Origin of the sequence: Skermanella pratensis (assembly GCF_008843145.1) — a bacterium.
GTDB lineage: Bacteria > Pseudomonadota > Alphaproteobacteria > Azospirillales > Azospirillaceae > Skermanella > Skermanella pratensis.
On the sequence record NZ_CP030265.1, the window covers coordinates 914334 to 937926 of the forward strand.

At 68.8% G+C, this 23593-nt stretch carries 21 protein-coding genes; 10 read left to right on the forward strand and 11 right to left on the reverse strand.

The features are described from left to right. Window positions 1-5 precede the first annotated feature (5 nt). From smc to DPR14_RS04165, 3 genes are all read right to left on the reverse strand, one after another. Window positions 6-3467, reverse strand: a complete 3462-nt coding sequence (smc, locus tag DPR14_RS04155) for a chromosome segregation protein SMC (RefSeq protein ID WP_158044045.1) — start codon at window positions 3465-3467, stop codon at window positions 6-8. 59 nt (window positions 3468-3526) lie between these two features. Beyond that, on the reverse strand, window positions 3527-4297 hold the full coding sequence (locus DPR14_RS04160) for a DsbA family protein (protein ID WP_246148840.1): 771 nt from the start codon (window positions 4295-4297) through the stop codon (window positions 3527-3529). Window positions 4298-4380: 83 nt separating this feature from the next. Beyond that, window positions 4381-4845: a DUF721 domain-containing protein gene (locus tag DPR14_RS04165; RefSeq protein WP_158044046.1), complete on the reverse strand. Its 465-nt coding sequence runs from the start codon at window positions 4843-4845 to the stop codon at window positions 4381-4383. A 160-nt stretch (window positions 4846-5005) separates the two neighbouring features. Between DPR14_RS04165 and mutY the strand changes: the two genes are divergently transcribed. Together mutY and DPR14_RS04175 are read left to right on the forward strand one after the other, a co-directional pair. Then, window positions 5006-6082: an A/G-specific adenine glycosylase gene (gene mutY, locus DPR14_RS04170; protein WP_158044047.1), complete on the forward strand. Its 1077-nt coding sequence runs from the start codon at window positions 5006-5008 to the stop codon at window positions 6080-6082. After that, window positions 6083-6796 carry a DUF1194 domain-containing protein gene (locus DPR14_RS04175; protein WP_158044048.1) on the forward strand — a complete coding sequence of 238 codons (714 nt, stop codon included), beginning with the start codon at window positions 6083-6085 and terminating at the stop codon, window positions 6794-6796. Between the two features lie 130 nt (window positions 6797-6926). On the opposite strand, the gene DPR14_RS04180 is transcribed toward DPR14_RS04175, so the two are convergent. The 6 genes from DPR14_RS04180 to DPR14_RS28990 form a co-directional block, all read right to left on the reverse strand. Beyond that, a complete protein-coding gene (locus DPR14_RS04180; protein WP_158044049.1) occupies window positions 6927-7661 on the reverse strand; it encodes a terminase small subunit in 735 nt (244 codons plus the stop codon). A gap of 329 nt (window positions 7662-7990) precedes the next feature. After that, a complete protein-coding gene (gene darG, locus DPR14_RS04185; RefSeq protein WP_158044050.1) occupies window positions 7991-9025 on the reverse strand; it encodes a type II toxin-antitoxin system antitoxin DNA ADP-ribosyl glycohydrolase DarG in 1035 nt (344 codons plus the stop codon). Window positions 9026-9037: 12 nt separating this feature from the next. After that, complete coding sequence (darT, locus tag DPR14_RS04190; RefSeq protein ID WP_158044051.1) at window positions 9038-9673, reverse strand: type II toxin-antitoxin system toxin DNA ADP-ribosyl transferase DarT; 636 nt, start codon at window positions 9671-9673, stop codon at window positions 9038-9040. Between the two features lie 422 nt (window positions 9674-10095). Beyond that, a complete protein-coding gene (locus DPR14_RS04195) occupies window positions 10096-11094 on the reverse strand; it encodes an NAD(P)/FAD-dependent oxidoreductase (RefSeq protein WP_158044052.1) in 999 nt (332 codons plus the stop codon). Between the two features lie 124 nt (window positions 11095-11218). Further along, a complete protein-coding gene (locus DPR14_RS04200; RefSeq protein ID WP_425501011.1) occupies window positions 11219-12910 on the reverse strand; it encodes a malate synthase G in 1692 nt (563 codons plus the stop codon). After that, window positions 12907-13410 (reverse strand): aldolase/citrate lyase/malate synthase family protein, encoded by a 504-nt coding sequence (locus DPR14_RS28990; protein ID WP_425501012.1) that lies wholly within the window; start codon window positions 13408-13410, stop codon window positions 12907-12909. The genes DPR14_RS04200 and DPR14_RS28990 overlap by 4 nt, the downstream gene beginning before the upstream one ends. A gap of 318 nt (window positions 13411-13728) precedes the next feature. Between DPR14_RS28990 and DPR14_RS04205 the strand changes: the two genes are divergently transcribed. Next, window positions 13729-14256 carry a DUF2780 domain-containing protein gene (locus tag DPR14_RS04205; RefSeq protein WP_211103915.1) on the forward strand — a complete coding sequence of 176 codons (528 nt, stop codon included), beginning with the start codon at window positions 13729-13731 and terminating at the stop codon, window positions 14254-14256. A 34-nt stretch (window positions 14257-14290) separates the two neighbouring features. Next, window positions 14291-14800, forward strand: a complete 510-nt coding sequence (locus tag DPR14_RS04210; protein ID WP_158044053.1) for a hypothetical protein — start codon at window positions 14291-14293, stop codon at window positions 14798-14800. A gap of 168 nt (window positions 14801-14968) precedes the next feature. On the opposite strand, the gene DPR14_RS04220 is transcribed toward DPR14_RS04210, so the two are convergent. Then, on the reverse strand, window positions 14969-15430 hold the full coding sequence (locus tag DPR14_RS04220) for a hypothetical protein (RefSeq protein ID WP_158044055.1): 462 nt from the start codon (window positions 15428-15430) through the stop codon (window positions 14969-14971). 353 nt (window positions 15431-15783) lie between these two features. Between DPR14_RS04220 and DPR14_RS04225 the strand changes: the two genes are divergently transcribed. Further along, a complete protein-coding gene (locus DPR14_RS04225; protein WP_343038702.1) occupies window positions 15784-17535 on the forward strand; it encodes an SLC13 family permease in 1752 nt (583 codons plus the stop codon). 195 nt (window positions 17536-17730) lie between these two features. Here the strand turns inward: DPR14_RS04225 and DPR14_RS04230 are convergent, their stop codons facing one another. Then, entirely contained in the window at window positions 17731-17940 is a 210-nt protein-coding gene (locus DPR14_RS04230) for a cold-shock protein (protein ID WP_158044056.1), read from the reverse strand. Window positions 17941-18177: 237 nt separating this feature from the next. Here DPR14_RS04230 and DPR14_RS04235 point away from each other — a divergent pair, with 237 nt between their 5' ends. From DPR14_RS04235 to DPR14_RS04255, 5 genes are all read left to right on the forward strand, one after another. Then, the gene (locus tag DPR14_RS04235) at window positions 18178-19116 is read left to right on the forward strand and encodes a hypothetical protein (protein ID WP_158044057.1); all 939 of its coding nucleotides are present in this window, start codon (window positions 18178-18180) and stop codon (window positions 19114-19116) included. A gap of 117 nt (window positions 19117-19233) precedes the next feature. Next, on the forward strand, window positions 19234-19416 hold the full coding sequence (locus DPR14_RS04240; protein ID WP_158044058.1) for a hypothetical protein: 183 nt from the start codon (window positions 19234-19236) through the stop codon (window positions 19414-19416). A gap of 81 nt (window positions 19417-19497) precedes the next feature. Beyond that, on the forward strand, window positions 19498-20085 hold the full coding sequence (locus DPR14_RS04245) for an SET domain-containing protein (RefSeq protein WP_158044059.1): 588 nt from the start codon (window positions 19498-19500) through the stop codon (window positions 20083-20085). A 21-nt stretch (window positions 20086-20106) separates the two neighbouring features. Beyond that, window positions 20107-22812 carry a HEAT repeat domain-containing protein gene (locus DPR14_RS04250; RefSeq protein ID WP_158044060.1) on the forward strand — a complete coding sequence of 902 codons (2706 nt, stop codon included), beginning with the start codon at window positions 20107-20109 and terminating at the stop codon, window positions 22810-22812. After that, window positions 22803-23582: a CHASE4 domain-containing protein gene (locus tag DPR14_RS04255; RefSeq protein WP_158044061.1), complete on the forward strand. Its 780-nt coding sequence runs from the start codon at window positions 22803-22805 to the stop codon at window positions 23580-23582. Before DPR14_RS04250 ends, DPR14_RS04255 begins: the two co-directional genes overlap by 10 nt. Window positions 23583-23593: the final 11 nt, after the last annotated feature.

Here is a 23593-nt window from a genome sequence, read left to right on the forward strand (position 1 = left end):
CGGGATCAGGCGGCGCCCCGCAGTTCCTCGGCGCGGCGCAGATCGACGGAAACCAGCTGGGAAACGCCGCGTTCGCCCATGGTGACGCCGAACAGGCGGTCCATGCGGGCCATGGTCAGGCGGTGGTGGGTGATGATCAGGAAACGGGTGGCGCCGACGCGGGCCATCTCCTCGACCAGGGTGCAGAAGCGGTCGACGTTGGCCTCGTCCAGCGGCGCGTCCACCTCGTCCAGCACGCAGATCGGCGCCGGGTTGGTCAGGAACACGGCGAACAGCAGCGACAGCGCGGTCAGCGCCTGCTCGCCGCCGGACAGCAGGGACAGCGCCTGGAGCCGCTTGCCCGGCGGGCTGGCATAGATCTCCAGCCCGGCGTCCAGCGGGTCCTCCGCCTCGGTCAGCTTCAGGTACGCCTTGCCGCCGCCGAACAGCCGGACGAACATGTCCTGGAAATGCCGGTCCACCGTCTCGAACGAGGCAAGCAGCCGCTCCCGCGCCTCCTTGTTGAGGCTGGAGATGCCCTGGCGCAGCCGGCCGATGGCCGATACCAGGTCGGTCCGCTCGGTCTGCATGCCGGCGATCTGCTGGTCCAGCTCGGCCGCCTCGGCTTCCGCCAGCAGGTTGACCGGACCCATGTTCTCCCGTTCGCGCACCAGCTTTTCCAGCCGCGCCTCGACGCCGGCCGGGTCGGGCAGCGGCTCGCCCGGCGGCAGGTCGGCCAGGGCGGCCGTCTGATCCGGCGCGCATTCCAGCTTCTCGGCGATCCGCTCGCGGACCCCGTCCAGAGTCTGGCGGGCCGAGGCCACGGCGGCTTCCGCCCGGACGCGGGCCTCGCGGGCGTCACCCAGCCCCGTCTCGGCCTGTTTCAGGCGCTTCTCGGTGGCGGCCAGCGTGGCCTCGGCCTCGTTCAGGGTGTCGGCGGCGCGTTTCCTCACCCGCTCGGCGTCGGCGATCCGGGTCGACAGGCCGGCGCGCTCGGACTCGATCTCATCCGGCCGTCCGGCCAGCTCCTCCAGTTCCGCCTTCGCGGTCTCGGCGCGTTCCATCAGTTCGGCGAGGCGCTCGTCCGCCCCTTCGGACCGGCTGGCCCAGCCGCGCCGTTCCGATTCGATCGCGGCGAGGCGCTGGCGCCGCCCGTGGGCCTCGCGCAGGATGCGGTCCAGCGCGTTCTGCCGGCCCGAAAGCTCGGCGCGGGTCTCGGCCAGGGTGGCGCGCAGGTCGGCGACCCGCTCCCGCGCCTGCCCTGATTCGGGGAGCGCGTCCAGGGCGGCCCGCGCCTCGGCGACCTGACGCTCGGCATAGCACCGGTCGGCGTCCAGGCGGTCCACCGCCTCGGTCAGGGCGGTCAGGCGGGAGACGGCCGCAGCGGCGGCCTGGGCCAGCCTGGCGTGCTGGTCGCGGGTCCGGCCGACCGCGCCGAAGGCGTCCCGCACGGCGTCGCGGCAGCGCCGTTCCTGGGCCGCGGCTTCCGTCGCGCAGGCGCGGGCGGCCTCGAAGTCCTCCCGCGCCTGCGCCGAGCTGTCCTCGGCGCTTTCAAGCTCCAGGCGAATCTCGGCGAGGCGGTTGCGCTGCTTTAGCCGGATCGCGGCCGCCGTAGGCGCTCCCGCCGTGACGGACAGCCCGTCCCAGCGCCAGGAGGCACCGTCGCGCGTGACCAGGATCTGGCCGGGCAGCAGTGTCGGGGCCAGGGCGTCGCCCTCCGCGGCACCCGCGACGACGCCGATATGGTCGAGGCAGCGGGCCAGGGCAGGGGGCGCCCTGACCCGGGACGCCAGCGGCTCCGCCCCCGCCGGCAGCGGCGCCGTGCGGTCGAGCGCCGGGTGCGTCCGCCAATGGACCGCCGCGGCCTCGTCCAGCGGCGCGGTCAGGTCGTCGCCCAGCGCCGCGGCGATCGCCACCTCGTAGTCGGGCGCCACGGTGACGGCATCGATCAGCGGCGGGAACAGGTCGCCGGAGCCGGACTCCAGAAGCTCCGACAGCGCCCTTTCCTCCGCCTTCAGCCGGGCGCGGGCGCCGTCGGCCGCCTGCTGCGCCTCGCGGCTGCGGGCCTGTGCCGCTTCGGCCGCCGCCTTGGCATGCTCCGCCGCTTCGGCCCGGTCGCGGGCGAGGTCCAGCGCCTCCTCCGCGGCCGCGACGGCTTCCTCCGCCGCCTCGATGTCGGGGCGGGACGCCAGTTCGGCCTCCAATGCCGCGCGCTGGCGATGCTGCTCGTCGAGCCGGCGGATCGCGGTCGCCAGCCGTTGGTCCAGGTCGGCGGCCTGCCGCTGAAGGGCGGTGCGGCGGGCCTCGTCCGCGGCTGTCCGTTCGGTCAGCGCGGTCAGCTCGCGGTCAAGACCCTCGACCCGCTCGCGCGCCTCGGCCAGCGACTCGCGGGCGGCCTCCTCGACGGCGGCCTCGTCGCCCTGTTCCCCGATCAGGCCGTCCCGCTCGTCGGCGAGGCGGGCGAGCGCCGTCCCGGCGTCCTCCGCCAGCGCGCGTTCGCGCGCCAAGTCGGTGGCGACCTGGGCCAGCCGTCGCTGATTGGCGGCCCGGGCCTCGGCGACCCGCTTCTCCTCCGCGTCGAGCGCCTCGCGGGCGATCACCAGCCGCTGGAGCGCCTGCGCCGCCTGGGCCTCCGCCTGGCGGAGGCGGGGCAGCCCCTCGGCGTCGGCGGCGCGCCGGGCGGTCTCGGCCGCGGCCTCGCCCATGCGGTCGCGCACCAGCACCTCGGCGTCGTTGAAGGCGAGCCGCGCCGCCGCGAGCGCCGCCTGGGCCGCGACCCAGCGGATATGGAGCAGCACCGCCTCGGTCCGGCGGACCTGTTCGCTGAGATTGCGGTAGCGGGAGGCCTGCCGCGCCTGCTTGCGCAGCGTGCCGAGCTGGGCGTCCATGGTGACGATGACGTCGTCCAGGCGCATCAGGTTGGCCTCGGCCGCCTTGAGGCGCAGCTCGGCCTCGTGGCGCCGGGAATGCAGGCCGGTGATGCCGGCCGCCTCCTCCAGCAGGACCCGGCGCTCGGTCGGCTTGGCGTTGATGATGGTGCCGATGCGGCCCTGGCTGACCAAGGCGGGGGAATTGGCGCCGCTGGCGTTGTCGGCGAACAGCAGCTGGACGTCGCGGGCGCGCACCAGCTTGCCGTTGATCCGATAGTCCGACCCGGAGCCGCGCTCGATCTTCCGCTGGATCTCCAGGTCGTCGAACTCGTTGAAGCCGGCGGGGGCGGTCCGCCGCGTGTTGTCCACCCCCAGCGTCACCTCGGCGATGTTGCGGGCCGGCCGCTTGTCGGTCCCGCCGAAGATGACGTCGTCCATGTCGTCGCCGCGCATCTTCTTGGCCGAGGTCTCGCCCATGACCCAGCGGAGCGCTTCGACCAGGTTGGACTTGCCGCAGCCGTTGGGGCCGACGATGCCGGTCATGCCCGGCTCGATCACCAGTTCGGTAGGGTCGACGAACGACTTGAAGCCCGAAATGCGGAGCTTTACGAACTGCACGGCGCGGCCGACCCCAATCCTGTCCAGTACCTGCTGCGAATGTCCGGCCCGCGCGCCGCTCAGGAGCCCAGCTTGTCGAGCACGCGGGCGAATTCCGCGATCGGCTGGGCGCCCACGATCTTCTCGGTGGTGTCGCCGCGCAGGATCACGAAGGTCGGCGTGGATTCGACCTGGTACTTCTGCTCGGCCTCCAGCCGCCGTTCGATCAGCTTGTTTGCCAGCGCCTCGTTGCCCATGCAGGCCTGGAACTGCTGCTCGCCGACACCGGCCAGCTTGCCGGTCTGGGCCAGGGCCTGGGCCGGATCGGCGGCGCCCGCCCACTTGTTCTGGCTCTTGAACAGCACGTCGAGGAAGCCGAAGTACCGCTCCGGGTTGGAGCAGCGGGCCAGCATGCTGGCCTGGAGCGCCGCCCGGTCGAACGGGAAGTCGCGGAACACCAGCTTGGCCTTGCCGGTGTCGATATAGTCCTTCTTCAGCTGCGGCAACGTGTTGGCGTGGAAGGTGGCGCAGTGCGGGCAGGTCAGCGAGGAATATTCCAGGATCGTGATCGGCGCGTTGGGGTCGCCCAGCACGCGCTCGCTCAGCGGATCGTTCTTCTCGGCGGCCTGGGCCACCTGCGCCTGGGTCGCCCGACCCTGGGCGAGCTGGGCCTGGACCACCTGGGTCGGCTTGGGCGTGGAGTCGTCGTCCGGGACGGTCCCGGCCTGTGCGGGCGCGATGACTTCGGGTGCCGGTTTCTCCTTGGCGATGACGCCGGTGTTCACGAGGCCCACGCCGGCCCCAACAGCGACCACGGCAACCATGGCCAATCCCAGCATATAGCGGCGCAAGATGCCCTCCTGCCTACAAAAGCTAGTGAGTATAAGGTTGGCTCACCCGATCGGGCAAGCACTGGACGGGGTAAAGGGTCGGATCAGGAGCCCGATTTCGCATGGATCGCTCTTCCCAGGCGGACCAGCGCGTCGCGGAGCGACGGGTCGTCGACCGGGCCGGCGGCCCGCTGGATCCCGGCTTCCTCCTCCGCCGTCATGGGACGCTGGACCTTCGGACGCCGCGGCGCACCGGGCAACGGTCCCTGGATAAGCTTGATCCGCTCGACGGCGCGGTAGCCGAAGAAGGCGTTGATCCGCTCGATCACCTGCGGTTCGGAGTGCTGGACATCGAGCGCCGCGGCGCCTGAAACCTTGAGATGCAGCGTGGCGCCCTCGCGCTGGCCGGGCGGGAAGGCCAGCTTCTGGGGCAGGGTGCTGCGGGCCAGTTCCGGCCCCATGATGGTCGGCCAGTCCGTGATCAGCGTGCCGAACGCCATGCCGCGCTTGCCCAGCGCCTTGCCGGCCACCTTGGGCACGATTCTGGCGAGAGGGCGGGGGGCTGCCATTTGGGGATCTCCGAAACGTGAGGGACTGATGCGGGTGGGTAAACGGAGCGCAGAGACTATTCTCATCGAAGCTATTGTTAAAGCACCTGTTGCGGGGCGACAACACACCATGACACTGCATACGATACCAAGCCTTTTCCCCGCACCGCCGGCCCGCACCATGCGACCGGACGAGCTGGCCCGGTCGATGCTGGGCTGGTACGACCGCCACCGGCGCGTGCTGCCCTGGCGAGCGCCGGCCGGCAGGACCGCCGATCCCTACCACGTCTGGCTGTCAGAAATCATGCTGCAGCAGACCACCGTCGTCACCGTCGGACCCTACTTCGAGGCGTTCCTGCGGCGCTGGCCGACCGTCGCCGATCTGGCGGCGGCCGACCTGGACGCCGTCCTCCACGCTTGGGCGGGACTCGGCTATTACGCGCGGGCCCGCAACCTGCACAAGTGCGCCCAGGTGGTGGCCGACCGGTACGGCGGCCGGTTTCCCGATAATGAACAGGAATTGCGGCAACTTCCGGGCATCGGTGCCTATACCGCCGCGGCCGTCGCCGCCATCGCCTTCGACCGCCGCGCCACCGTGCTGGACGGCAACGTCGAGCGCGTCATGGCGCGGCTCTTCGCGGTCGAGGAGCCGCTGCCGGGATCGAAGGAGAAGCTGCGGGGCCTGGCCGACACCATCACGCCCGACCGGCGCCCCGGCGACTACGCCCAGGCCGTGATGGACCTGGGAGCCACGGTCTGCACGCCGCGCAAGCCGAAATGCCCGCAATGCCCCTGGCACGACGGCTGCGCCGCCCGGGCCGCCGGCATCGCCGAGTCGCTGCCGCGCAAGACGCCCAAGGCGGACAAGCCGACCCGCCGCGGCATGGCGTTCTGGCTGCTCAACCCCGAAGGCGCGGTGCTGCTGCGCCGCCGGCCCGAGAACGGGCTGCTGGGCGGCATGATCGAGGTGCCGTCGGGCGACTGGCTGGAGCGGCCGGCCCGGAGCCTGGCCGCGGCCTCGGGCCAGGCGCCGGCCGCCGCGTCCTGGCTGCTGCTGCCCGGGCTGGTCCGCCATACCTTCACCCATTTTCACCTGGAACTTCAGGTCGCGGCGGCCCGGCTCGGCCCTGCGGACGGCGACGGCTGGAAGCGGGCCGACGGCATCTGGGTGCCGGTCGACCGGCTGTCGGAACACGCCATTCCCACGGTGATGCGCAAGGTGGTGCGGCACGCGCTGGGCAGCATCGGAGTTTCCTGAATGATCCTCATCCGGACCTTGGCGGTGGCCGCCGTCCTCCTGCTGGCGGGTCCCGCCGCGCGGGCCGACCAGCCGGTCGACCTGGAACTGGTCATGGCGGTCGACGCGTCGGGCAGCATCACGACGGGCGCGCTGGAGTTCCAGCTGCGTGGCCACGCCGCCGCCTTCCGCAGCCCGGAGGTGGCCGACTCCCTGACCGTCGGCGGGACCCGGTCGGTCGCCGTCACGCTGGTCCAATGGGCGGGACCCAACACGCTGGAGGTCGTGGTGCCCTGGACGCGCGTCGCCGATGCCGCCGACGCCAAGCGGTTCGCCGACCGCATCGGCGCGGCGACGCGGCCCCCGCTGGACGGCAGCACCGCGATGGGCAGCGCCATCGACCGGGCGGCCGACCTGTTCGACGGCAACGGCTTCGAGGCGCCGCGCCGCGTCATCGACCTCTGCAGCAACGGCTTCAGCAACAGCGGCGTGGACGTGGAGGGTGCCCGCGACCGCGCCGTGGCGCGGGGCATCACCATCAACGCCCTGGCGATCCTGGACGAGTACGACTGGCTGGAGGAGTATTACGCGGAGAGCGTCATCGGCGGCCCGTTCTCCTTCGTCCGCACCGCCGAGAGCCGCGAAAGCTTCGCCGAAGCCATCCTGCGCAAGCTGGTGGAGGAGATCGCGGGCGGGGACGGGATGCCGGAGGGCCTGCGGCTGGCGGCGCGGTGATGCCGCACCCGCCCTCGGGCGACTGTCCGCGACTCCGACGGGGCTACCATGTGGTCACCGGGAGACTGTTGTTGCGCGCGCGCCGCGCGCCCGGCCACGGTCCTCAAGTAGGCGTTCCCATGCCGTGCCGTCAGGCCGCAAGCAGATCCGCGAGCTCCGGACGGCCCGGGACCGGCTCGGCCAGGGGCAGGCGGGCGAAGTCGTCCGGCATCTTGTCCCACAGGCCCGCGGGGAGATCCTTCGGAAGTTTGGGCGGAAGCCCGGCGGGAAGAGGTTCGGTCATGCCCGGCGATGCTGCGGCGGGGTCACTGCCGGAAGCGGCAGAAAGGTCATCCTCGGTCACTATCTGGACGGCGTCGCCGGGTTGCGGACCGGCTTCAGTAGCCGGGGCAGGCTCGGCGGGCACTGTTTCGGCGGCCGGGACGACGAGTTTAGGCGGGATTCCATCCAGCCACTCCCGGGGATCGGGGGCCGCGTCATAGGCGCCGGCATCGGAGCCGCTGCCTTCGCCGTGGAAATGATGGGAGATCCGGCGGTCTTGGACGATGCCCAGGAGCTTGATCTGGAGTTCCACGGCGCGCAGCACGATGCCGGGCTTCCTGGCCTCCAGTGCGTCGGCGATGACGGTGTCCAGCACTTCCGCGGCGCGGTCGAGCCGGGACCGGTGGAACGCCCGCCGCTCGGCGCGCAGCGTGTCGATGCGCATCCGGACCTCCTCCTGCCCCAGCAGGAAATGGCCGCGCTGCTTGGCGCCGTGGGGCGAGTACCCCGCCCGCCGCGCGGCCTCCGCCGCCGACGAGCCGGCGGCGATCTCCTCGCAGAAAAGTTCCTGCCGGACGGCGAGACGGGGAACGGGGGCGGTCATGGCGGCTTGCCTTTCGCTGGCGGTGGATTGGATCGGATGATAATCCTATTCTGCTCCGTGATGTCAAGGGTACCGACGAGCGCCGGCTGCGCTTGTCCAGGATGTGCCGGTCTTGCCGGACTGGAAAAGCTTCCGGCTGATCCCCTCGGTGGATCGTCCGTCGAGGACACGAAGTTGGACATGCGCGAGAGCGGTTCTCGCAACTGGCGTGCCGGAAAAGGTTTAGGCATACGATCCTTGACGAACCGCTGACTGCCTGAGCGATGGCCTGATGGAGGACATCGCGGCTGGGGCGAGCCTGGGTCCGTCAGGTGCTCTCGGATGTCGTATCAGGCGTTTGCGAGCCAGCCCTTGTTTTGCAGGGTCTGGAAGGCAATACCGATCTGGCGCGGAGAAAATCGCTTCTTGCGCTCGTTCCAGGCGTAAGCCTTGGAAACAACTTCCTCTCGGCTGACGGCATTTTCTCTGGTCACTACCCAGTGCACCGTAGCGAGAAGCTCAAGGCCGAACGGTGTTTCGAACCCTTCCACAAGTTGGGCGACGCGATCGAAGCGAACAGTCGTTTCGTGCTTGTCCGACAAGAAGGATTCGGCATCCTTGACCGCGCCTGGAACCAGTTCGAGCTGCTTGTCCGGTGCATCGCCGCCATCGGCGTAACCCGATACAAGGTGTCCTTCGACCGCGCGCAGAACATGTCGAAGATTTTCGGCATAGGGGCCATACGGCGCTTTCGCGTACTGAAGCCGCAGCGGTTCACCCGCTTCCTGCATGAAGTACATCAGCTTATGCACTTCGATCAGTGTCACGAACGGATCCATCAGTCCGCTGAGATAGCGATGCATCAATGCCACGAGCGCAGCGCGCCCAGGCGTCATGTTCGGAATTTCGCGCGACCTAGTGTAAACGGGTGTGCCGGTGGGTTCAAAGACAATCACTTGCAGGTCATCGAAACTGCGCAAGGCTTCCACAATCCGCGGGCGCACATCTGCCCAGTCGAGTCCTCCAAGACCGCTGCCGAGCGGCGGGATCGCGATCGAGCGAATGCCGCGGGTATGGATTTCTTCGACAAGCGCCTTCAGACCGGAATCGATGTCTTCCATTCGGCTATTGCCACGCCAGTGCCGCTTGGTAGGAAAGTTGATGATGAGTCCAGGATTCGTGAGCGCGCGGGTTTCAAACACGAACATTTTGCCGGGCTGCACTTCCTCGCGCGCGCATGCAGCTTCGTAGGCTTTGAAATTCTCAGGGAAAGCGTTCTTGAACTGAAGGGCGATCCCGCGGCCCATGACTCCGACGCAGTTGACTGTATTGACGATCGCCTCGGCGTCCGCCGCTAAAATGTCTCCTGTTCTGAACTCAATCATGGGTAGCCTCCCTCAGTAATACCAATCTTTTTTCACTTTCACTTGTGGTCGGTGCTCTGCTTTTCCGAATGCCGCAATCGCGCGGGCGCCAATCTGCTCCGAGTAGACAGCGACTCCCCTGACAAGTTCCCAAGGGAAACTCTCGTGCATGAGAAACTCCGCCATCTTGTGATCTCGGCAGGAAGCCCAGTTTCTTGCCGCAATCGCTTTCCAATTCAGCTGATCGAGGTTCGCAAGTTCATTGTAGAAATCAGCCGCACGACTCGCCGCATTGATGTCGGTGAATGCCCAGCGACGCTCGCTGGCGGTTGCCCAAGCTACGACTTCCTGCATGTCCGCAACGAGATGCACGACCGGGCCCTGACCATCCTTATACGCTACATTGTGATGGTTGCGTCTGGATATGACATAGAGCATTACGGAGCGGGGGCAGAGGTAGAAAGGGACATAGTCACCGACGCAGGTACCCGCATGGCAATCAACGGGCAGACGCAGCCGATCGGCCTTGATCTCGCTGTTTCCAATAACCGCCGCCCCCTGCCGCTTTACCATGACGGAGTCAGGCCACAGACACCCGTCCGCGACTATCGACGCGAGGTTGTCCACGTGAACGATGTGGTAAATCTTTGGACGATCAGGTATCGGCATTTCCAGGTGGCTGTTCTTACGTCACTCGTGTTTGCCCATCGGTTTGTTTGGGATGGCTGTTCCGTCTGCCGCCTCCATCCCGTCCCTTGGTCCATGTATACCGGCCCAGCTCGATCAATGTCGTTGAAAATCATATGGCATGCCCTGGCGCTGACTCAGTGCGTCAAGCTCTGCAGATTCGTCCATGGCATTGCGGGCCGGGTGATCGCCGGGGGTGTCCGGTTGGCGCGGAGCCCCGAGGGCGCGGAGCGCCGACCAAGTCTTCGAACGGCGCGCAGTCGCAATGGTTGGCTGCGGAGAGAGTCACGCCCGGCGGAATGCCATCGGTGACGATATGGACAGGGCGGTCGAAGCCCGACTCTGCCGCAGCCCGACTTAAGGGGCACCGCCGCCGATCGATATCGGCCGACAAGTGATCCCCTTCACCGCACACCTTGCGCGTCGTTCGCCAGCGTCGTCTCCTCCGTCCGCTTCGGCTTGGGGTCCGCCGGGGTCCGGCCGGGCGGGATCAGGCCGTCACGCCGGCGCAGCAGGTTGTGGATGGCGGTCGCCGCGACCGCCGCCTGACCCATGGAGACGGAGATCTGGTTCAGGCCCTCCACCACGTCGCCGACGGCGTAGAAACCGGGGACGGAGGTTTGGCAGTGGCTGTCCACGACCAGGCGGCCCTGGCTGCTCATCTCGGCGCCGAGCTGGCCGGCGAGGGTCGAGCGGGCCAGCGTGCCGAGGGCGGAATAGAGCGTGTCGAAGGCCAGCTCCGTGCCGTTCTTCAAGATCACCTTGGTGATCCGGCCGGCCTCCTCGGTCACCCGCTCCACCTGTTCCTCGACGATCGCGACGCCCAGGTTGGACAGTTTCGCCCTGTCCTCGGCCGTCAGGTTCATGGGCGTGCCGAGCGTCAGCAGGGTCAGGTCCGATGTGTAGCCCCGGATGAACAGCACCTCGCCCATGGCGTCGCGGCCGTGGCCGATCACCGCCACCTTGCGGTCGATCACCTCGTAGGCGTCGCAGATCGGGCAGACGCGGATCAGCCCGCGCTGGACCGTGTCGAACAGGTTGGGCAGGCGGGGCTGGTCGTCGATCACGCCGGTGGCGAGGATGACGGTCTCGGCGTCCAGCTCGACGCCGTCGGCGGTGGTGGCGCGGAAGCCGTGCTCGCCCAGGCGGCGGAGGGACGCGATCGAGCCGGTCTCGATGCGGGCGCCGTACTGCCGGGCCTGGCACCGCATCCGCTCCAGCAGCTCGATGCCGTTGATGCCCTCCATGAAGCCCGCATGATTGTGGGAGGTCGGGATCCAGGCGCAACGGCTCTTGTCCTCGTCCACCACCAGGGTGCTGCGCCTGAAACGCACGAGGTAGATGGCTGCCGTCAGTCCGCCGGGTCCGCCGCCGACGATCAGGCAATCGAGCATGCCGGTCATGGTTCTTTCGACTCCAACGCTATGGCTGAAGCCATCAACGGGACTCGGTGCCGGCCGTTCCCGGTTACTTCGAGAGGGCGTGACGCCGGGATGCCGGTTCCCGGGTCACGCCCGCAGGCCGGGATCAGCCGGCCAGCTTGGCCTTCAACTCGCGCCGGCGCCGGTGCAGGACCGGCTCGGTGTAGCCGTTGGGCTGCTCGCGGCCCTTCAGGACGAGGTCGAGGGCCGCCTGGAAGGCGATGCTACCGTCGAAGTCATCGGCCATCGGGCGGTAGTCCGGGTCGCCGGCGTTCTGCCGGTCGACCACCGCCGCCATCCGCTTCATCGTCTCGATCACCTGCGCTTCCGAGCAGATGCCGTGGCGCATCCAGTTGGCGATGTGCTGGCTGGAGATACGGAGCGTCGCGCGGTCCTCCATCAGGCCGACATTGTTGATGTCGGGCACCTTGGAGCAGCCGACGCCGTGGTCGATCCAGCGGACCACGTAGCCCAGGATGCCCTGCGCGTTGTTGTCCAGTTCCTGCTGGATCGCCTCGGGCGTCCAGTTCGGCCGCTCGACCAGCGGGATGGTCAGGATCTCGTCCAACTTGGCCCGCTTCCTCCCGGCAAGCTCGGCCTGGCGCGCGGCCACGTCGACCTTGTGGTAGTGCAGCGCATGGAGCGTCGCGGCGGTGGGCGAGGGGACCCAGGCGGTGTTGGCGCCGGCCTGCGGGTGGCCGATCTTGGTCGCCAGCATCTCGGCCATGCGGTCGGGCATCGCCCACATGCCCTTGCCGACCTGCGCCTTGCCCTTCAGCCCGGCGGCAAGCCCGGTGTCGACGTTCCAGTCCTCATAGGCCTTGATCCAGTTGGCACCCTTCATGTCGCCCTTGCGCAGCACGGCGCCGGCTTCCATGCAGGTGTGGATCTCGTCGCCGGTGCGGTCCAGGAACCCGGTGTTGATGAAGGCGACGCGGTCCTTGGCGGCCCGGATGCACTCCTTGAGGTTCACCGTGGTGCGACGCTCCTCGTCCATGATGCCCATCTTGATCGAGTACCGCGGCAGGCCCAGCGCTTCCTCGACCCGGCCGAACAGCTCGTCGGCGAAGGCCACTTCCTCGGGGCCGTGCATCTTGGGCTTGACGATGTAGAGCGAGCCGGCGCGGCTGTTGCGCAAGGCCCCGTTAGCCGCCGCGTTGGTGCCCTTGATGTCGTGCATCGCGATCAGCGTCGTGAACACCGCGTCCAGGATGCCTTCCGGCGCCTCGCTGCCGTCGTTGAGCTTGACCGCGTCGATGGTCATCAGGTGGCCGACGTTGCGCACCAGCATCAGGCTGCGGCCGGGCAGGGTCAGTTCGCCGCCGTCGGGCCTGGTATAGGTGCGGTCCGGGTTCAGCCGGCGCTCGATCCGCTTGCCGCCCTTCTCCAGGGTGGCGCTGAGCTTGCCGGTCATCAGGCCGAGCCAGTTGCGGTAGACGGTGACCTTGTCCTCCGCGTCGACCGCGGCGACCGAGTCCTCGCAGTCCATGATGGTGGTCAGCGCCGACTCCGCCACGACGTCGGCTATGCCGGCCGGGTCGTCCTTGCCGATGAAGTGCCGGCGGTCGAACCGGATCTCCAGGTGCAGGCCGTGGTTGGCCAGCAGCACGGCGGACGGGGAATCCGCGTCGCCCTGGTAGCCCGCGAACCGTGCCGGGTCCTTCAGGCCGGTGGTGCGGCCGTCCTTGAGCGTGACGGCCAGCTTGCCGTCCGCGGCGGCGTAGCCGGCGGCATCGGCGTGGGAGCCTTCGGCGAGCGGCGCCGCCTCGTCCAGCACCTGGCGCGCGAAGGCGATCACCTTGGCGCCGCGATGGGGATCGTAGCCGCCGACCGGCGTCTTCCCGTCGTCGGGGGGATGGCGTCGGTGCCGTAGAGCGCGTCGTACAGGCTGCCCCAGCGGGCGTTCGCCGCGTTCAGCGCATAGCGGGCGTTCATGACCGGAACGACCAGCTGGGGGCCGGCGACCGTCGAGATCTCGGGATCGACGTTGGCGGTCGCGGCGGAGAAGTCCTCGCCTTCGGGCAGCAGGTAGCCGATCTCGCGCAGGAAGCCCTTGTATTCCTCCAGGTCGATCGGACGGCCGCGATGCTCGCCGTACCAAGCGTCGATCCTGGCCTGCAGCTCGTCGCGCCTGGCCAGGAGCGCGCGGTTCCGGGGCGTCAGGTCGTGCAGAATGGAGTCTAGCGCGGCCCACAGCTGGCTGGGCTCCACACCGGTTCCGGGCAGCGCTTCCTTTTCGATGAATTCGTGAAGCTCGGCGGCGACCTGCAGTCCGCCGATCTGGATCCAATCACTCAAAACCCCATCCTCCTGCATTTCATTCGTATACATCTCGACTCGTCCGGCACGCGGCCGAAGCGCATGCCCCATATATAGTCAGGCCAAGCGTGTTTGTGCACTGCGTCATCGCCAGAGTCAAAAATGCAGTCGGCATGGCCGGTGATTCCGGGATTGCGGCCGGAGTTGCGGCGCGGGCCGGCCGGGGTCTATAGGTCCGGCACGGGAACCCGTCGTTGCAAGTCCGGACGGGCTGCCCCACATCATCGCCACCGCCGCAGCTCCCGGAACCGGGTTCCGGGGCTGCAACGCTCGAAATCACCATGGAGACGAGAGACCATGCGGCCATTCCTTCCCTCGCGGGTCCTGCTGCTCGCAACCGCCCTGATGCTGGTCGTTGCGGCCGGTCTGCCCCGCGCCGCCGACGCGGCCGACGCCGGGGGGCTGGTCAGCGCGCTGACGTCTCAGCTCGGCGTCAGCAAGCCGCAGGCGGAGGGAGGCGCCGGCGCGCTGTTCAACCTCGCCAAGCAGCGCATGAACCCCGACCAGTTCGGCCAGGTGGAGAACCAGGTGCCGGGCATCGGCGGGCTGATGGGCGCCGCACCCGGCGGGTCGAAGGTCGGCGGATCGACGAGCGGCGGGTCGGATGGCGGCGGCCTGGCCGGCATGACGTCCGGCGCGCTCGGCGGCATGACCGGCGGGAGCGGCGGCGGCCTCGGTGCCCTGGCCCCGCTGGCGGGATCCTTCTCGTCCCTCGGCCTGTCGCCGGACATGGCGACCAAATTCTTGCCGGTGGTCCTGGAATACCTCAACTCCAGCGGCGGGGGCGGGGCCGCCGGCCTGCTGAAGGGCGCCCTGACGGGCTGACGGGCGCCGGCCAGCGCACGGGGCGCCCGATCACATGGCTGCCGTCCTCGCCGACTATGGCGCCTTCGCGCACGAGCTGGTGCCGGCCTCGGCGCTTCCGGACCGGTTCCGCGCGCTGTTGGACCACGGCCAGTCGATGACCGCCGTGCTCGCCGACCATTGGCGGGCCGAAATCTTCGCCGATGTCGCCTGCCACGACCTGGCCGCAGGGACGGCGGCCCTGGTCCGCCGGGTCGTCCTGATGACGGAACCCGGCCGCCTGCCGGTCGAGATCGCGGAGATCCGGGTGGAACCCGGAGCGTTCGACGAGGCGCTCCTGCGGCGACTCGCCGGAACTTCGGTCCCGTTCGGCCGATCGCTTCAGCGGGAGGGGATCGCTTTCGCCACCGAGCCGGTCGCCTTCTTCAGGGTGGTGGCGGCCGGAGTCCTGGCCGTGGCCGGGCAGGTGGAGGAGGGCACCGTCCTGTTCGGGCGGCGGGCCAGACTTCTCGGCCGTGACGGCCGGCTGCTGGCCGAAACCGTGGAGATACTGCCGCGGGCCTGACCCGCCGCGCTCAGGAGAGGGTTCCGATCAGGCGGGCGACCTCCGCTGCGCGGACCTGCCACAGCGCCGAGCCGGTTTCCATCTCGTCCCGCGCCGAACCGGCCTGCGACATGACGACCGTCTTGCTTCCCGGAAACCGGGCGGCCAGGGCCGGCGAGGCCGTGATGATCAGATCGGCCCGCCGCGCGAGTTCGCCTTCCAGCTGCTCCAGCGGGCAGTGCGCGACTCCGCCGTGCCGTCCGAAGTCGGTGTCGCAGTGATAGACCACGGCATGTTCGTCCAGCTCGCCGACCGCGTCGACCGCCGTCGGCGCGACGTCAGCAGAATCGGCCGCCGCACGTCCAGGGCTGACATGGCGGTGCGGATCTGGTGGCCGAGCAGTTGCTGGTTGGCCGCCCGGGCGGCTTGATCGGTCGGGAAGGGCAGCGTCAGCGGGACCAGGATCCTGTCCGGCCGGTAGCCGTCCCCGGGCGGCGCGGTCTTCAGGCGGGGGCAGGTCGGGCAGCAGCCGAGGGTGGGTGAATTGACCCAGACCACCTTGCGTCCGGCGCCGAGATGGCGGACCAGATGATAGGTGCCGCTTGACGGCCAACCCCAGTTTTCCCCGAAGACGACAAGATCTATGCTCATGCCGCTGTGCTCCCAGTGAGTGCCTTGCCCTGGGCAGCCGGGATTGCATGGATCGTGCCGTTTGGATTAGTACCGGAGGAATAAGGATTCCGACGGACCGGAACGGGCTCCGGTTTGCGATTCGCAATTCAGATTGCTTGAGCGGCCCGCGGCTTTCACAATTTTCCGCGGGCCTTGCGAATTGCCACGCGGACTGCGGCGCTGCCGATCGCTCAGGTACGGGATCGCGGCGGAACGGGGCGGGGACATGCGTGTTCCTGCCCGGCCAATTTCGGGATGTATATCCGGCATTGCCATGCAATCCTGCGCCGTCAACCTTTGATTATCAGCACCTTCCCTTGGACGAGCCTCTCATGTCATTCAGCCAGGCAGCCGCCTTCTCTATCGTGATCGGCATGGTCGCTCTGCTGGTCTGGGACCGGATCCGCTACGACGTCGTGGCGCTCGGCGCGCTGCTGGCCGCCGTGGTCTGCGGGATCGTCCCGGTCGACAAGGCCTTCAGCGGGTTCAGCGACGACATCGTGATCATCGTGGCGTCCGCCCTGGTGGTCAGCGCCGCGGTCGGCCGTTCCGGCATCGTCGAGATGATGCTCCAGCCCTTCGTCGGCCACATGAAGACCACCAACTCCCAGGTCGCGATCCTGGTGTCGATCGTGACGGTGCTGTCGGGCTTCATGAAGAACATCGGCGCGCTGGCGATCTTCATGCCGATCGCCTTCCAGATTTCGCGGCGGACCGGCAAGCCGGCGTCGCGCCTGCTGATGCCGCTGTCGTTCGGGTCCCTGCTGGGCGGCGTCGCGACCCTGGTCGGAACCTCGCCCAACATCATCGTGTCGCGCATGCGCGAGGACATCGTGGGCGAGCCGTTCCGCATGTTCGACTTCGCTCCGGTCGGGGTCGGGCTCGCCGCGGCCGGCGTGACCTTCCTGGTGTTCGGCTGGCGCCTGCTGCCGCGCAAGCGCGGAGGCGGTCCCAGCGACCAGATGTTCTCGATCGAGGACTACACGACCGAGGCGCGCCTGACGCCCGGTTCGACGCTGGTCGGCAAGACCGTGTTCGATCTCGAAACCATGGCCGAGGCCGACATCACGGTCGCGGGCATCATCCGCGAGGGGTACCGGCGCTACGTGCCGTCCGGAACCTGGACCCTGTTCGCCGACGACATCCTGGTGCTGGAGGGCGAAACGCACGCCCTGGAGAAGCTCGTCAAGGACGCCAGGCTGGAACTGGTCGGCATGAAGAAGGACGGGAAGGTCGCGTCGGCCCGGCGCGGCGAGGTCGGCATGGTCGAGGCGGTGGTGACCCAGGGATCCCAGATGATCGGCCGGTCTGCCGAGCAGCTCAGCCTGCGCGAACGGTTCGGGGTCAATCTGGTCGCGGTCAGCCGGCGCGGCCGGCAGATCAGCCAGCGCCTGCGCCGGCTCCGATTCCAACAGGGCGACCTGCTGGTGCTCCAGGGCATCAAGGACGCCATGCCGGAAGCCCTGGCGACGCTCGGCTGCCTGCCGCTCGCCGAGCGGAACCTGCAACTCGGCCGCAAGCGCCACGTCTATCTGCCGGTCTCCGTGCTGGCGGTCGCCATGATCCTGGTATCGCTCCAGCTGGTGGGCGTCACCATAGCCTTCTTCGGGGCCGCGGTGGTTCTGCTGGTGACCCGCGTCCTGAGCCCGCAGGAAGCGTACGAAGTGGTCGATTGGCCGATCCTGATCCTGCTTGGAGCGCTGATCCCGGTCAGCGACGCGCTGCGCACCACCGGCGGCACGGACCTGATCGCCGCCTGGCTGTCGGGCGCCGCCGCGATGCTGCCGCCCCTGGGCGCGCTGGGGCTGATCCTGACGGTCGCGATGGCGGTGACGCCGTTCCTCAACAATGCCGCGACGGTGCTGGTGATGGCGCCGATCGGCGCGGGCCTGGCGCAGCGGCTGGGACTCAACCCCGATCCGTTCCTGATGGCGGTGGCGGTCGGCGCCGCGTGCGATTTCCTCACCCCGATCGGCCACCAGTGCAACACGCTGGTGATGGGGCCGGGGGATATCGTTTCGGGGATTACTGGCGGCTGGGCCTGCCGCTTTCGGTGCTGGTCGTCGTGCTCGGCACGTTCCTGATCAGCGTGTTCTGGCCCATGTGAACCTGGGGATCGAACCTGGGGATCGAACCTGCGGTGAGAACCCATGGACGAAGCCGGCCCAGGAAGGCAGGCACCGGCGCTGGCGCGACCTGCGTCGCGTCAGCGCCGGTGCCGGATCCCCGGACCGGCTTCGATTCCCTGATCGACCCGTTCTCCCGGTCGCGGGCCTTGGTCAGACCCGCTTCAGGTTGACGGCCGAGGTCTTCCCCTTGCGGGGGTCGTTCTCGAGGTCGAAGCTGACGGTGTCACCGTCGTTGAGGCCGCTCATGCCCGAGCGCTCGACGGCGGAGATGTGAACGAAGACGTCGGGCCCACCCTGATCGGGCTGGATGAAGCCATACCCTTTCGTGGCATTGAACCATTTGACGGTACCAGTCGGCATTTTCTTGGTCTCCCTGACCGTATTATCAATCGCCCCAACCCTGTCTCGCCTTACGGCATGTTGCAAGCCGCAAATGTCACGAATGGCGCGCGCGACAGTGGTATGCCTTCTCGACAATCTTTCTTGCAGCCTTCCCGTGCAAGCGTGACCTTCCGGCTGCCCGCGTGTTCTGTGATGTCGAAGGGTCGCAACGGTGCCGATCCATAGCATTTATCCGAAGCACCAGGGAAAGATCAGATGACAGGACATCGTCCGCTGCGAGAGGGTGTGTACGACACATCCAATGGAACCGGTGCCCGCAGGGGGAGCCTTTCCGACACGGTCGCGGTTCAGCCCGGCCTTTATCGCAGGATTTCATGGGGCGCCGTGCTCGGCGGCACGCTGATGGTGGTGGCGGTCCAGCTGCTCCTCAGCATGCTGGGCCTGGGCCTCGGCCTGACCACGATCGATCCGGCGCAGGGGGCGGCGGGGACCCCCGAAGCGTCCACCATGGGCACCACCGCCGTCGTATGGTGGGCCGTCAGCTATCTGGTGGCTCTGATCATTGGCGGCTACGTCGCCGCGCGCCTGGCGGGTGCGTTCGAGAAGACCGACGGCGTGCTGCACGGGTTGCTGACCTGGGCGCTGGCCCTGGTGGTCAGCTTCTGGCTTTTGACCTCCGCGATCGGCAGCGTGATCGGCGGCGCCTTCAACGTGGTCGGCAACGCCGTTTCCGGGATCTCCAGCACGGTGGCCGACGCCGTTCCGCAGATCGCCGATGCCAGCGGCCTCTCCGCCGAGCAGATCCAGCAGCGGGCCCAGAGCCTGATGCGGCCGGCCGACCAGACCGGGCAGAGCCCGGAGGCGGCGCAGAACGAACTGGTTTCGCTGGTTCCGCGAATCGTCAGCGGCGGCCAGGAAGGCGAGCAGGCCCAGCAGCGCGCGGTCCAGATCGTCAGCCAGCAGGCCGGCATCAGCGAAGACGAGGCTCGCGCCCGAGTCGACCAGCTTCGCCAGCAGGCCGAGCAGACCGCTCAGCAGGCCGAGCAGACCGCCCGCCAGGCGGCGGACACCACCGCCAACGCGGTGAGCCAGGCGTCGCTCTGGGGCTTCGGCGCCCTGCTGCTGGGGGCGATCGCCGCCGCCATCGGCGGTGCCTCGGGGACTCGCCGCCGCGACGACCTGACCGTGGCGTAACGGCTTCCGGCCGAGACATCGGGACCGGCCGGCTTCAATCGGCCGGTTCCTTTGTATTAACGCTTTTGCGTCATGATGCGGGTTCCCGTCGCCTTAACCGGTTCGAAGGCCCGCATCATGTCCTCCACCCTCTGGATGCTCGTCTGCCTGTATCTGATCATCGCTGCCGTTTCCGTGATGGAAGCCGGCTTCGTGACGAGCCGACCAAGCCGCGGGGCTCCTTTCGCCGTGTGTGTCGTCGCCCTGCTGCATGGCCTGGGATGGCCCCTGCGCATGGCCCTCGGCGCCCGCCGGCCGTGATCGGCCGGATTGGTTAGTTAACTCATAATTAACTATGGCCCGCCACCCTGGGCGCTCCTGGCGCTTGATTTCGGGTGGGAGATGGATGCGATCGATCTGAGGCCCTGGCAACCGGTTGCGGCCGAGAAACCACAACAGAAGCTTGCCCAATACCTCTACCTCTTCGTTGCGCCTTCGGCGGCTGCGGGGCTCGGGCTGTTCACGTCGCGGCCGGTCCGCGCCGGAGCGAGCGTCCTGACCGTCACCGACCCGGACTATCTGGCGCGGGCGATGAGCCGTCGCGAGATCGCCAGGGCCGGCTACAGCCATGCCGACATCTTCCAGGTCGGGACCGACCTGTTCATCCCGCCCTACGGCGGCCCCGACGACTTCACCAATCATAGCTGCGAGCCCAATTGCGGTCTGAAGGTCAGGCCCGACGGCTTCTCCATGGTCGCCCTTTACGATATCGAGGCGAACGAGGAACTGACCTACGACTACTCGACCCATCAGGAGCATCCGGACGAGGACATGGCCTGCGCCTGCGGGTCGCGGACCTGCCGCGGCACGGTCCGCAGCTTCTCGACCCTGCCGGCCGCGCTGCGGAGGCGCTACCTGGATCTCGGCATCGTGGCGGACTTCGCCGCCGCCGAGCTCCGCCATGACGCGGCCCTGACCCTGCCGTTCTAGGCCGGGCTGGCGGGAACGGGAATGTCCAAGCCGTCGATGGCGCTGCCGTCCCTCCTGAGACGATATTTCGGGGTTCCAGCCTGCGTCGTCGAACTGGCGGTTCTGGGAGCCCTGGCGTCCGGCGGCATCCTGGTCCTGACCACCAGCAGCGCCGCGCTCTTCCTGGCCAAGGAAGGCAGCGACGCCATGCCGGTCTTCTACATCCTGCTCGCCGCCATCTCGATTCCGCTGGCGTCGACCGTCTCGGCGGTGCTGTCGCGCTGGCTGACGCTTCAGGTTTCCGCAGCGCTGTGCCTCGCCTCCTCCCTGATGGGGGCGACGCTTTGGGCGGTGGCCGCGGCGGAGATCCCGGGCGCCACCCACGCCGCCTACATCGCGGCCTACAGCCTGGAGATCCTCTACGACACGCTGTTCTGGCTGCTCGCTTCGGAATACCTGACGACGCTCGACATGAAGCGGCACGCGGCGCAGCTTGCCATGGCCTTCGGCGCCGGCGGCGTCGGCGGGGGGCTGATCGCGTCGGCGCTGTCCCAGTTCGTCGCGACCCAGACGCTGCTGCTGGTGTCGTCGGTCCTGTTCGGCCTCGCCCTTCTGCAGTGCCTGCGCATCGGACGGCGGCTCGAACCGCTGGGCGCCGGGGAGGAGGACGAGGACGAGGGCGGAATTCTGGACGCGCTCCGTTCCCTGGCCGGCACGATCGCCGGCTTTCCCCTGATCGCCGCGATCGGCGCAGGCATCCTGCTGATGTCGGCGCTGTTCTGCCTTCAGGATTATCTGGCCATGGCGGTCTATGCCGAGGCTTACGAGGACGCGGATGCGCTTGCCGGGTTCCTGGCCCTGGTCTATTCCGCTCAGCAGGCGGCGGAGCTGGTCATCCTGGCACTGTTCGGGCGGCTGGTGCTGGAGAGGGGAAGCCCGCTGCTGCGCAACCTGATCTTCCCGGTGACCACCCTGCTGAGCCTTGCCGGGCTCTTCATGGCCTGGGGCCTGCCCGCCGCCGTCGTCATGCACATGAACGCCAACGCGGTGTCGAACGCGATCTTCGAACCGGTCAAGACGCTGAACTACGCCGCGATCCCCTACCGCGTCCTGGGGCAGATCCGCATGCTGGTGGAGGGGGTCATCTACCCCGCCGGCATCGCGCTGTCCGGAGTCGGCCTGCTGTGGCTTCAGAGCTGGGCGGACCCGCGAACCGTCCTGATGGTGACCATCGTCCTCGCGGCCCTGTTCGCCGCCGTCTGCGCTTTCATCGGGATGGGCTTCCTGCCCAGCCTGCTGAAGAGCCTGCGCCAGCGGGCGGCCTGTCCGCCCGACTCCAGGCGGCGTGCGGGCATGCACCGGTTCTCCCGGGCCGATATCCTGGCGCTTCATGCCCATCCCGATCCCCAGGTCCGGCGCCATGCCGAGGACCTGGCCAGGAAGTTCGCTCCAGACCTGGCTCTCGACGACGGGGCCGGGCGGCCCGCCCAGGCGACGGCGTCGCGGGGTGCCGTCGTCGTCATGGATCCGGCGCGCCATATCCAGGCGCTGGCGCGCATGCTGGAGCAGGGATCCGCGGAAGCGCGCCAGAACGCGGCGGAGGCGTTGGGCCGGTGCGGCGACGCCGCCATTCCCGAAATCGTGCCTCGGCTTGGCTCCCGCCGGCCCGAGGTCGCCAACGCCGCCGTGCTGGCGCTGGGGGCGATCGGGACGCGCCGCGCCCGGCGCATCCTTCTGGACCACCTGGCCCCGCTCTACCGGCAGGCTCACTACAACCTTCACGGGCTGGCCGCGGTGACGGGGCTGTTCGACTCGTCGCAATCGCTGGTGGACGTGATGGCCGCCGCGATCCGGGCGAGCAACCGGCGCATCATCTGGCGGGTGCTGATGGTCAAGGCGGCGCTGGGCAACAAGCGCGACATCCGGTTGCTTTACAGCCTCGCCCACTCCTCGGACCCCCGGGTCCGGGCGGATGCCATCGAGGCGCTTTCCAGCCTGCCGACCGGCCGCTTCATCCGCCCGGTGCTGGCCCTGCTGGAGGCCGGCGCGGGCGACGCGCCGGCCGCCGCGGACGCTCCGCAAGCGGCACGGTCGCCGACCCAGGCGGCCGGCGCCGTGATGAAGGCGGCATCGACCGACAGGTGGACCCGACTGCTGGCCGCCCGCCTGCTCGATGATGCCGCGGTTCCCGCCGCCGGAGACAATGCCATGCTCGATCTGATCCTGTTCCTCAAGACGATTCCCCTGTTCCAGGCCATGACGCTGGAGGAGCTGGGATTTCTGGCGGAACGGGCCGAGACCGCGACCCCGTCCGCGGGGACATCCCTGTTCGAGGCGGGCGAGCCGATCCGCCACTTCTCGGTGATCCGCGCAGGCACCGCCGAACTGCGGATCGACGGGGTGCCGGTGGACCGGATCGGCGCCGGAAGCGCGTTCGGCGAGACCGCTTTCCTGGAAGGGGCGACCCATCCGCTGAGCGGCATCGCCGTGACGGACATGGTCGTCCTGCGCTTCCACCGCGCGCTGATCGCCGACCTGGTCGCCGAACATCCGATGGCGCTGCCGCCGCTCCTCGCCGACTGGCAGCGCCGGCTCGCCCGTCTCTACGGCAGACTCGCCGAACAGACCGCGACGGGGCCGGGCAGGACCGGTACCCGGCTCCACCTGATCCACAAGACCGATATCCACGCCGCCGCCACCGATGTCCATGCCGCCGCCAGGCAGGGGAGCCCCGACGAATGCGCCTGATCCACCGTGTCATCCTTATCCTGTCGGCAGCGGCGCTCGCGATGCTGGTGGGCAATGCCCTGATCGTCCACCTGATCGTCGGCGAGGAGTTCAGGTCTATCGAGAGCGCCCTGGCGGAGCGCAACGCCGACCGCGCGGTCGACGCCGTTTCGGACAACCTGGCCCACCTGCGCGGCTCGGCCCTGGACTGGGCCACCTGGGACAGCAGCTACCGGTTCATGCAGGGCGAGGGCATCCAAGAATTCGTCGAGCAGAACCTGGTGCCGCAGAGCTTCCAGGGAATCAGGGTCAACCTGATGTACTTCGTCCGGTTCGATGGCACGGTGGTCTGGGGGGATATCCACGACCTCGCCGCGGGTGAGGCCGTGGACCTGCCGGAACTTTCCAGGGACCTGCTGACGCCGGCTCAGCTCGACCTGTTCTCCACCGGGCAGGGAAGGACCGGCACCCCGTCGGGAATCCTGATGACGTCGGGGGGGCCCATGCTGGTCGTCAGCGCGCCGATCCTCCGGGCCGACGGGACGGGGCCGGCGGCGGGCTTCCTTCTGCTGGGACGCTTCCTGGACGCCGACCTGGTCGACCGGCTCGGCCGGCAGGTCCATGCCCGCTTCACCCTCGACCCGGTCGACGCCGGCGGCGGGGCCTCGGGCGGGGCGGGCGCTTCGGCGGGGCCGGCGCCGACAGTCCAGGAACCGACCGGGGAACTGGCGCGGGACCGGAAGGCCGAGGCGCCGCGGAACCGGGAGTTGACGGTCGGGGGGATCATCTGACGGTCCGCACC

What these genes read in the sequence shown, in the direction of transcription:
- darT (WP_158044051.1), bottom strand. Translation starts at nt 9,673, where the DNA reads ATGCCGATACCTGATCGTCCAAAGATTTACCACATCGTTCACGTGGAC.
- DPR14_RS04245 (WP_158044059.1), top strand. Translation starts at nt 19,498, where the DNA reads ATGGATGCGATCGATCTGAGGCCCTGGCAACCGGTTGCGGCCGAGAAA.
- DPR14_RS04180 (WP_158044049.1), bottom strand. Translation starts at nt 7,661, where the DNA reads ATGACCGCCCCCGTTCCCCGTCTCGCCGTCCGGCAGGAACTTTTCTGC.
- DPR14_RS04250 (WP_158044060.1), top strand. Translation starts at nt 20,107, where the DNA reads ATGTCCAAGCCGTCGATGGCGCTGCCGTCCCTCCTGAGACGATATTTC.
- DPR14_RS04255 (WP_158044061.1), top strand. Translation starts at nt 22,803, where the DNA reads ATGCGCCTGATCCACCGTGTCATCCTTATCCTGTCGGCAGCGGCGCTC.
- darG (WP_158044050.1), bottom strand. Translation starts at nt 9,025, where the DNA reads ATGATTGAGTTCAGAACAGGAGACATTTTAGCGGCGGACGCCGAGGCG.
- DPR14_RS04210 (WP_158044053.1), top strand. Translation starts at nt 14,291, where the DNA reads ATGGCTGCCGTCCTCGCCGACTATGGCGCCTTCGCGCACGAGCTGGTG.
- mutY (WP_158044047.1), top strand. Translation starts at nt 5,006, where the DNA reads ATGCGACCGGACGAGCTGGCCCGGTCGATGCTGGGCTGGTACGACCGC.
- DPR14_RS04220 (WP_158044055.1), bottom strand. Translation starts at nt 15,430, where the DNA reads ATGAGCATAGATCTTGTCGTCTTCGGGGAAAACTGGGGTTGGCCGTCA.
- DPR14_RS04165 (WP_158044046.1), bottom strand. Translation starts at nt 4,845, where the DNA reads ATGGCAGCCCCCCGCCCTCTCGCCAGAATCGTGCCCAAGGTGGCCGGC.
- DPR14_RS04195 (WP_158044052.1), bottom strand. Translation starts at nt 11,094, where the DNA reads ATGACCGGCATGCTCGATTGCCTGATCGTCGGCGGCGGACCCGGCGGA.
- DPR14_RS04240 (WP_158044058.1), top strand. Translation starts at nt 19,234, where the DNA reads ATGTCCTCCACCCTCTGGATGCTCGTCTGCCTGTATCTGATCATCGCT.
- DPR14_RS04235 (WP_158044057.1), top strand. Translation starts at nt 18,178, where the DNA reads ATGACAGGACATCGTCCGCTGCGAGAGGGTGTGTACGACACATCCAAT.
- DPR14_RS04225 (WP_343038702.1), top strand. Translation starts at nt 15,784, where the DNA reads ATGTCATTCAGCCAGGCAGCCGCCTTCTCTATCGTGATCGGCATGGTC.
- DPR14_RS04175 (WP_158044048.1), top strand. Translation starts at nt 6,083, where the DNA reads ATGATCCTCATCCGGACCTTGGCGGTGGCCGCCGTCCTCCTGCTGGCG.
- DPR14_RS04205 (WP_211103915.1), top strand. Translation starts at nt 13,729, where the DNA reads ATGCGGCCATTCCTTCCCTCGCGGGTCCTGCTGCTCGCAACCGCCCTG.
- DPR14_RS04230 (WP_158044056.1), bottom strand. Translation starts at nt 17,940, where the DNA reads ATGCCGACTGGTACCGTCAAATGGTTCAATGCCACGAAAGGGTATGGC.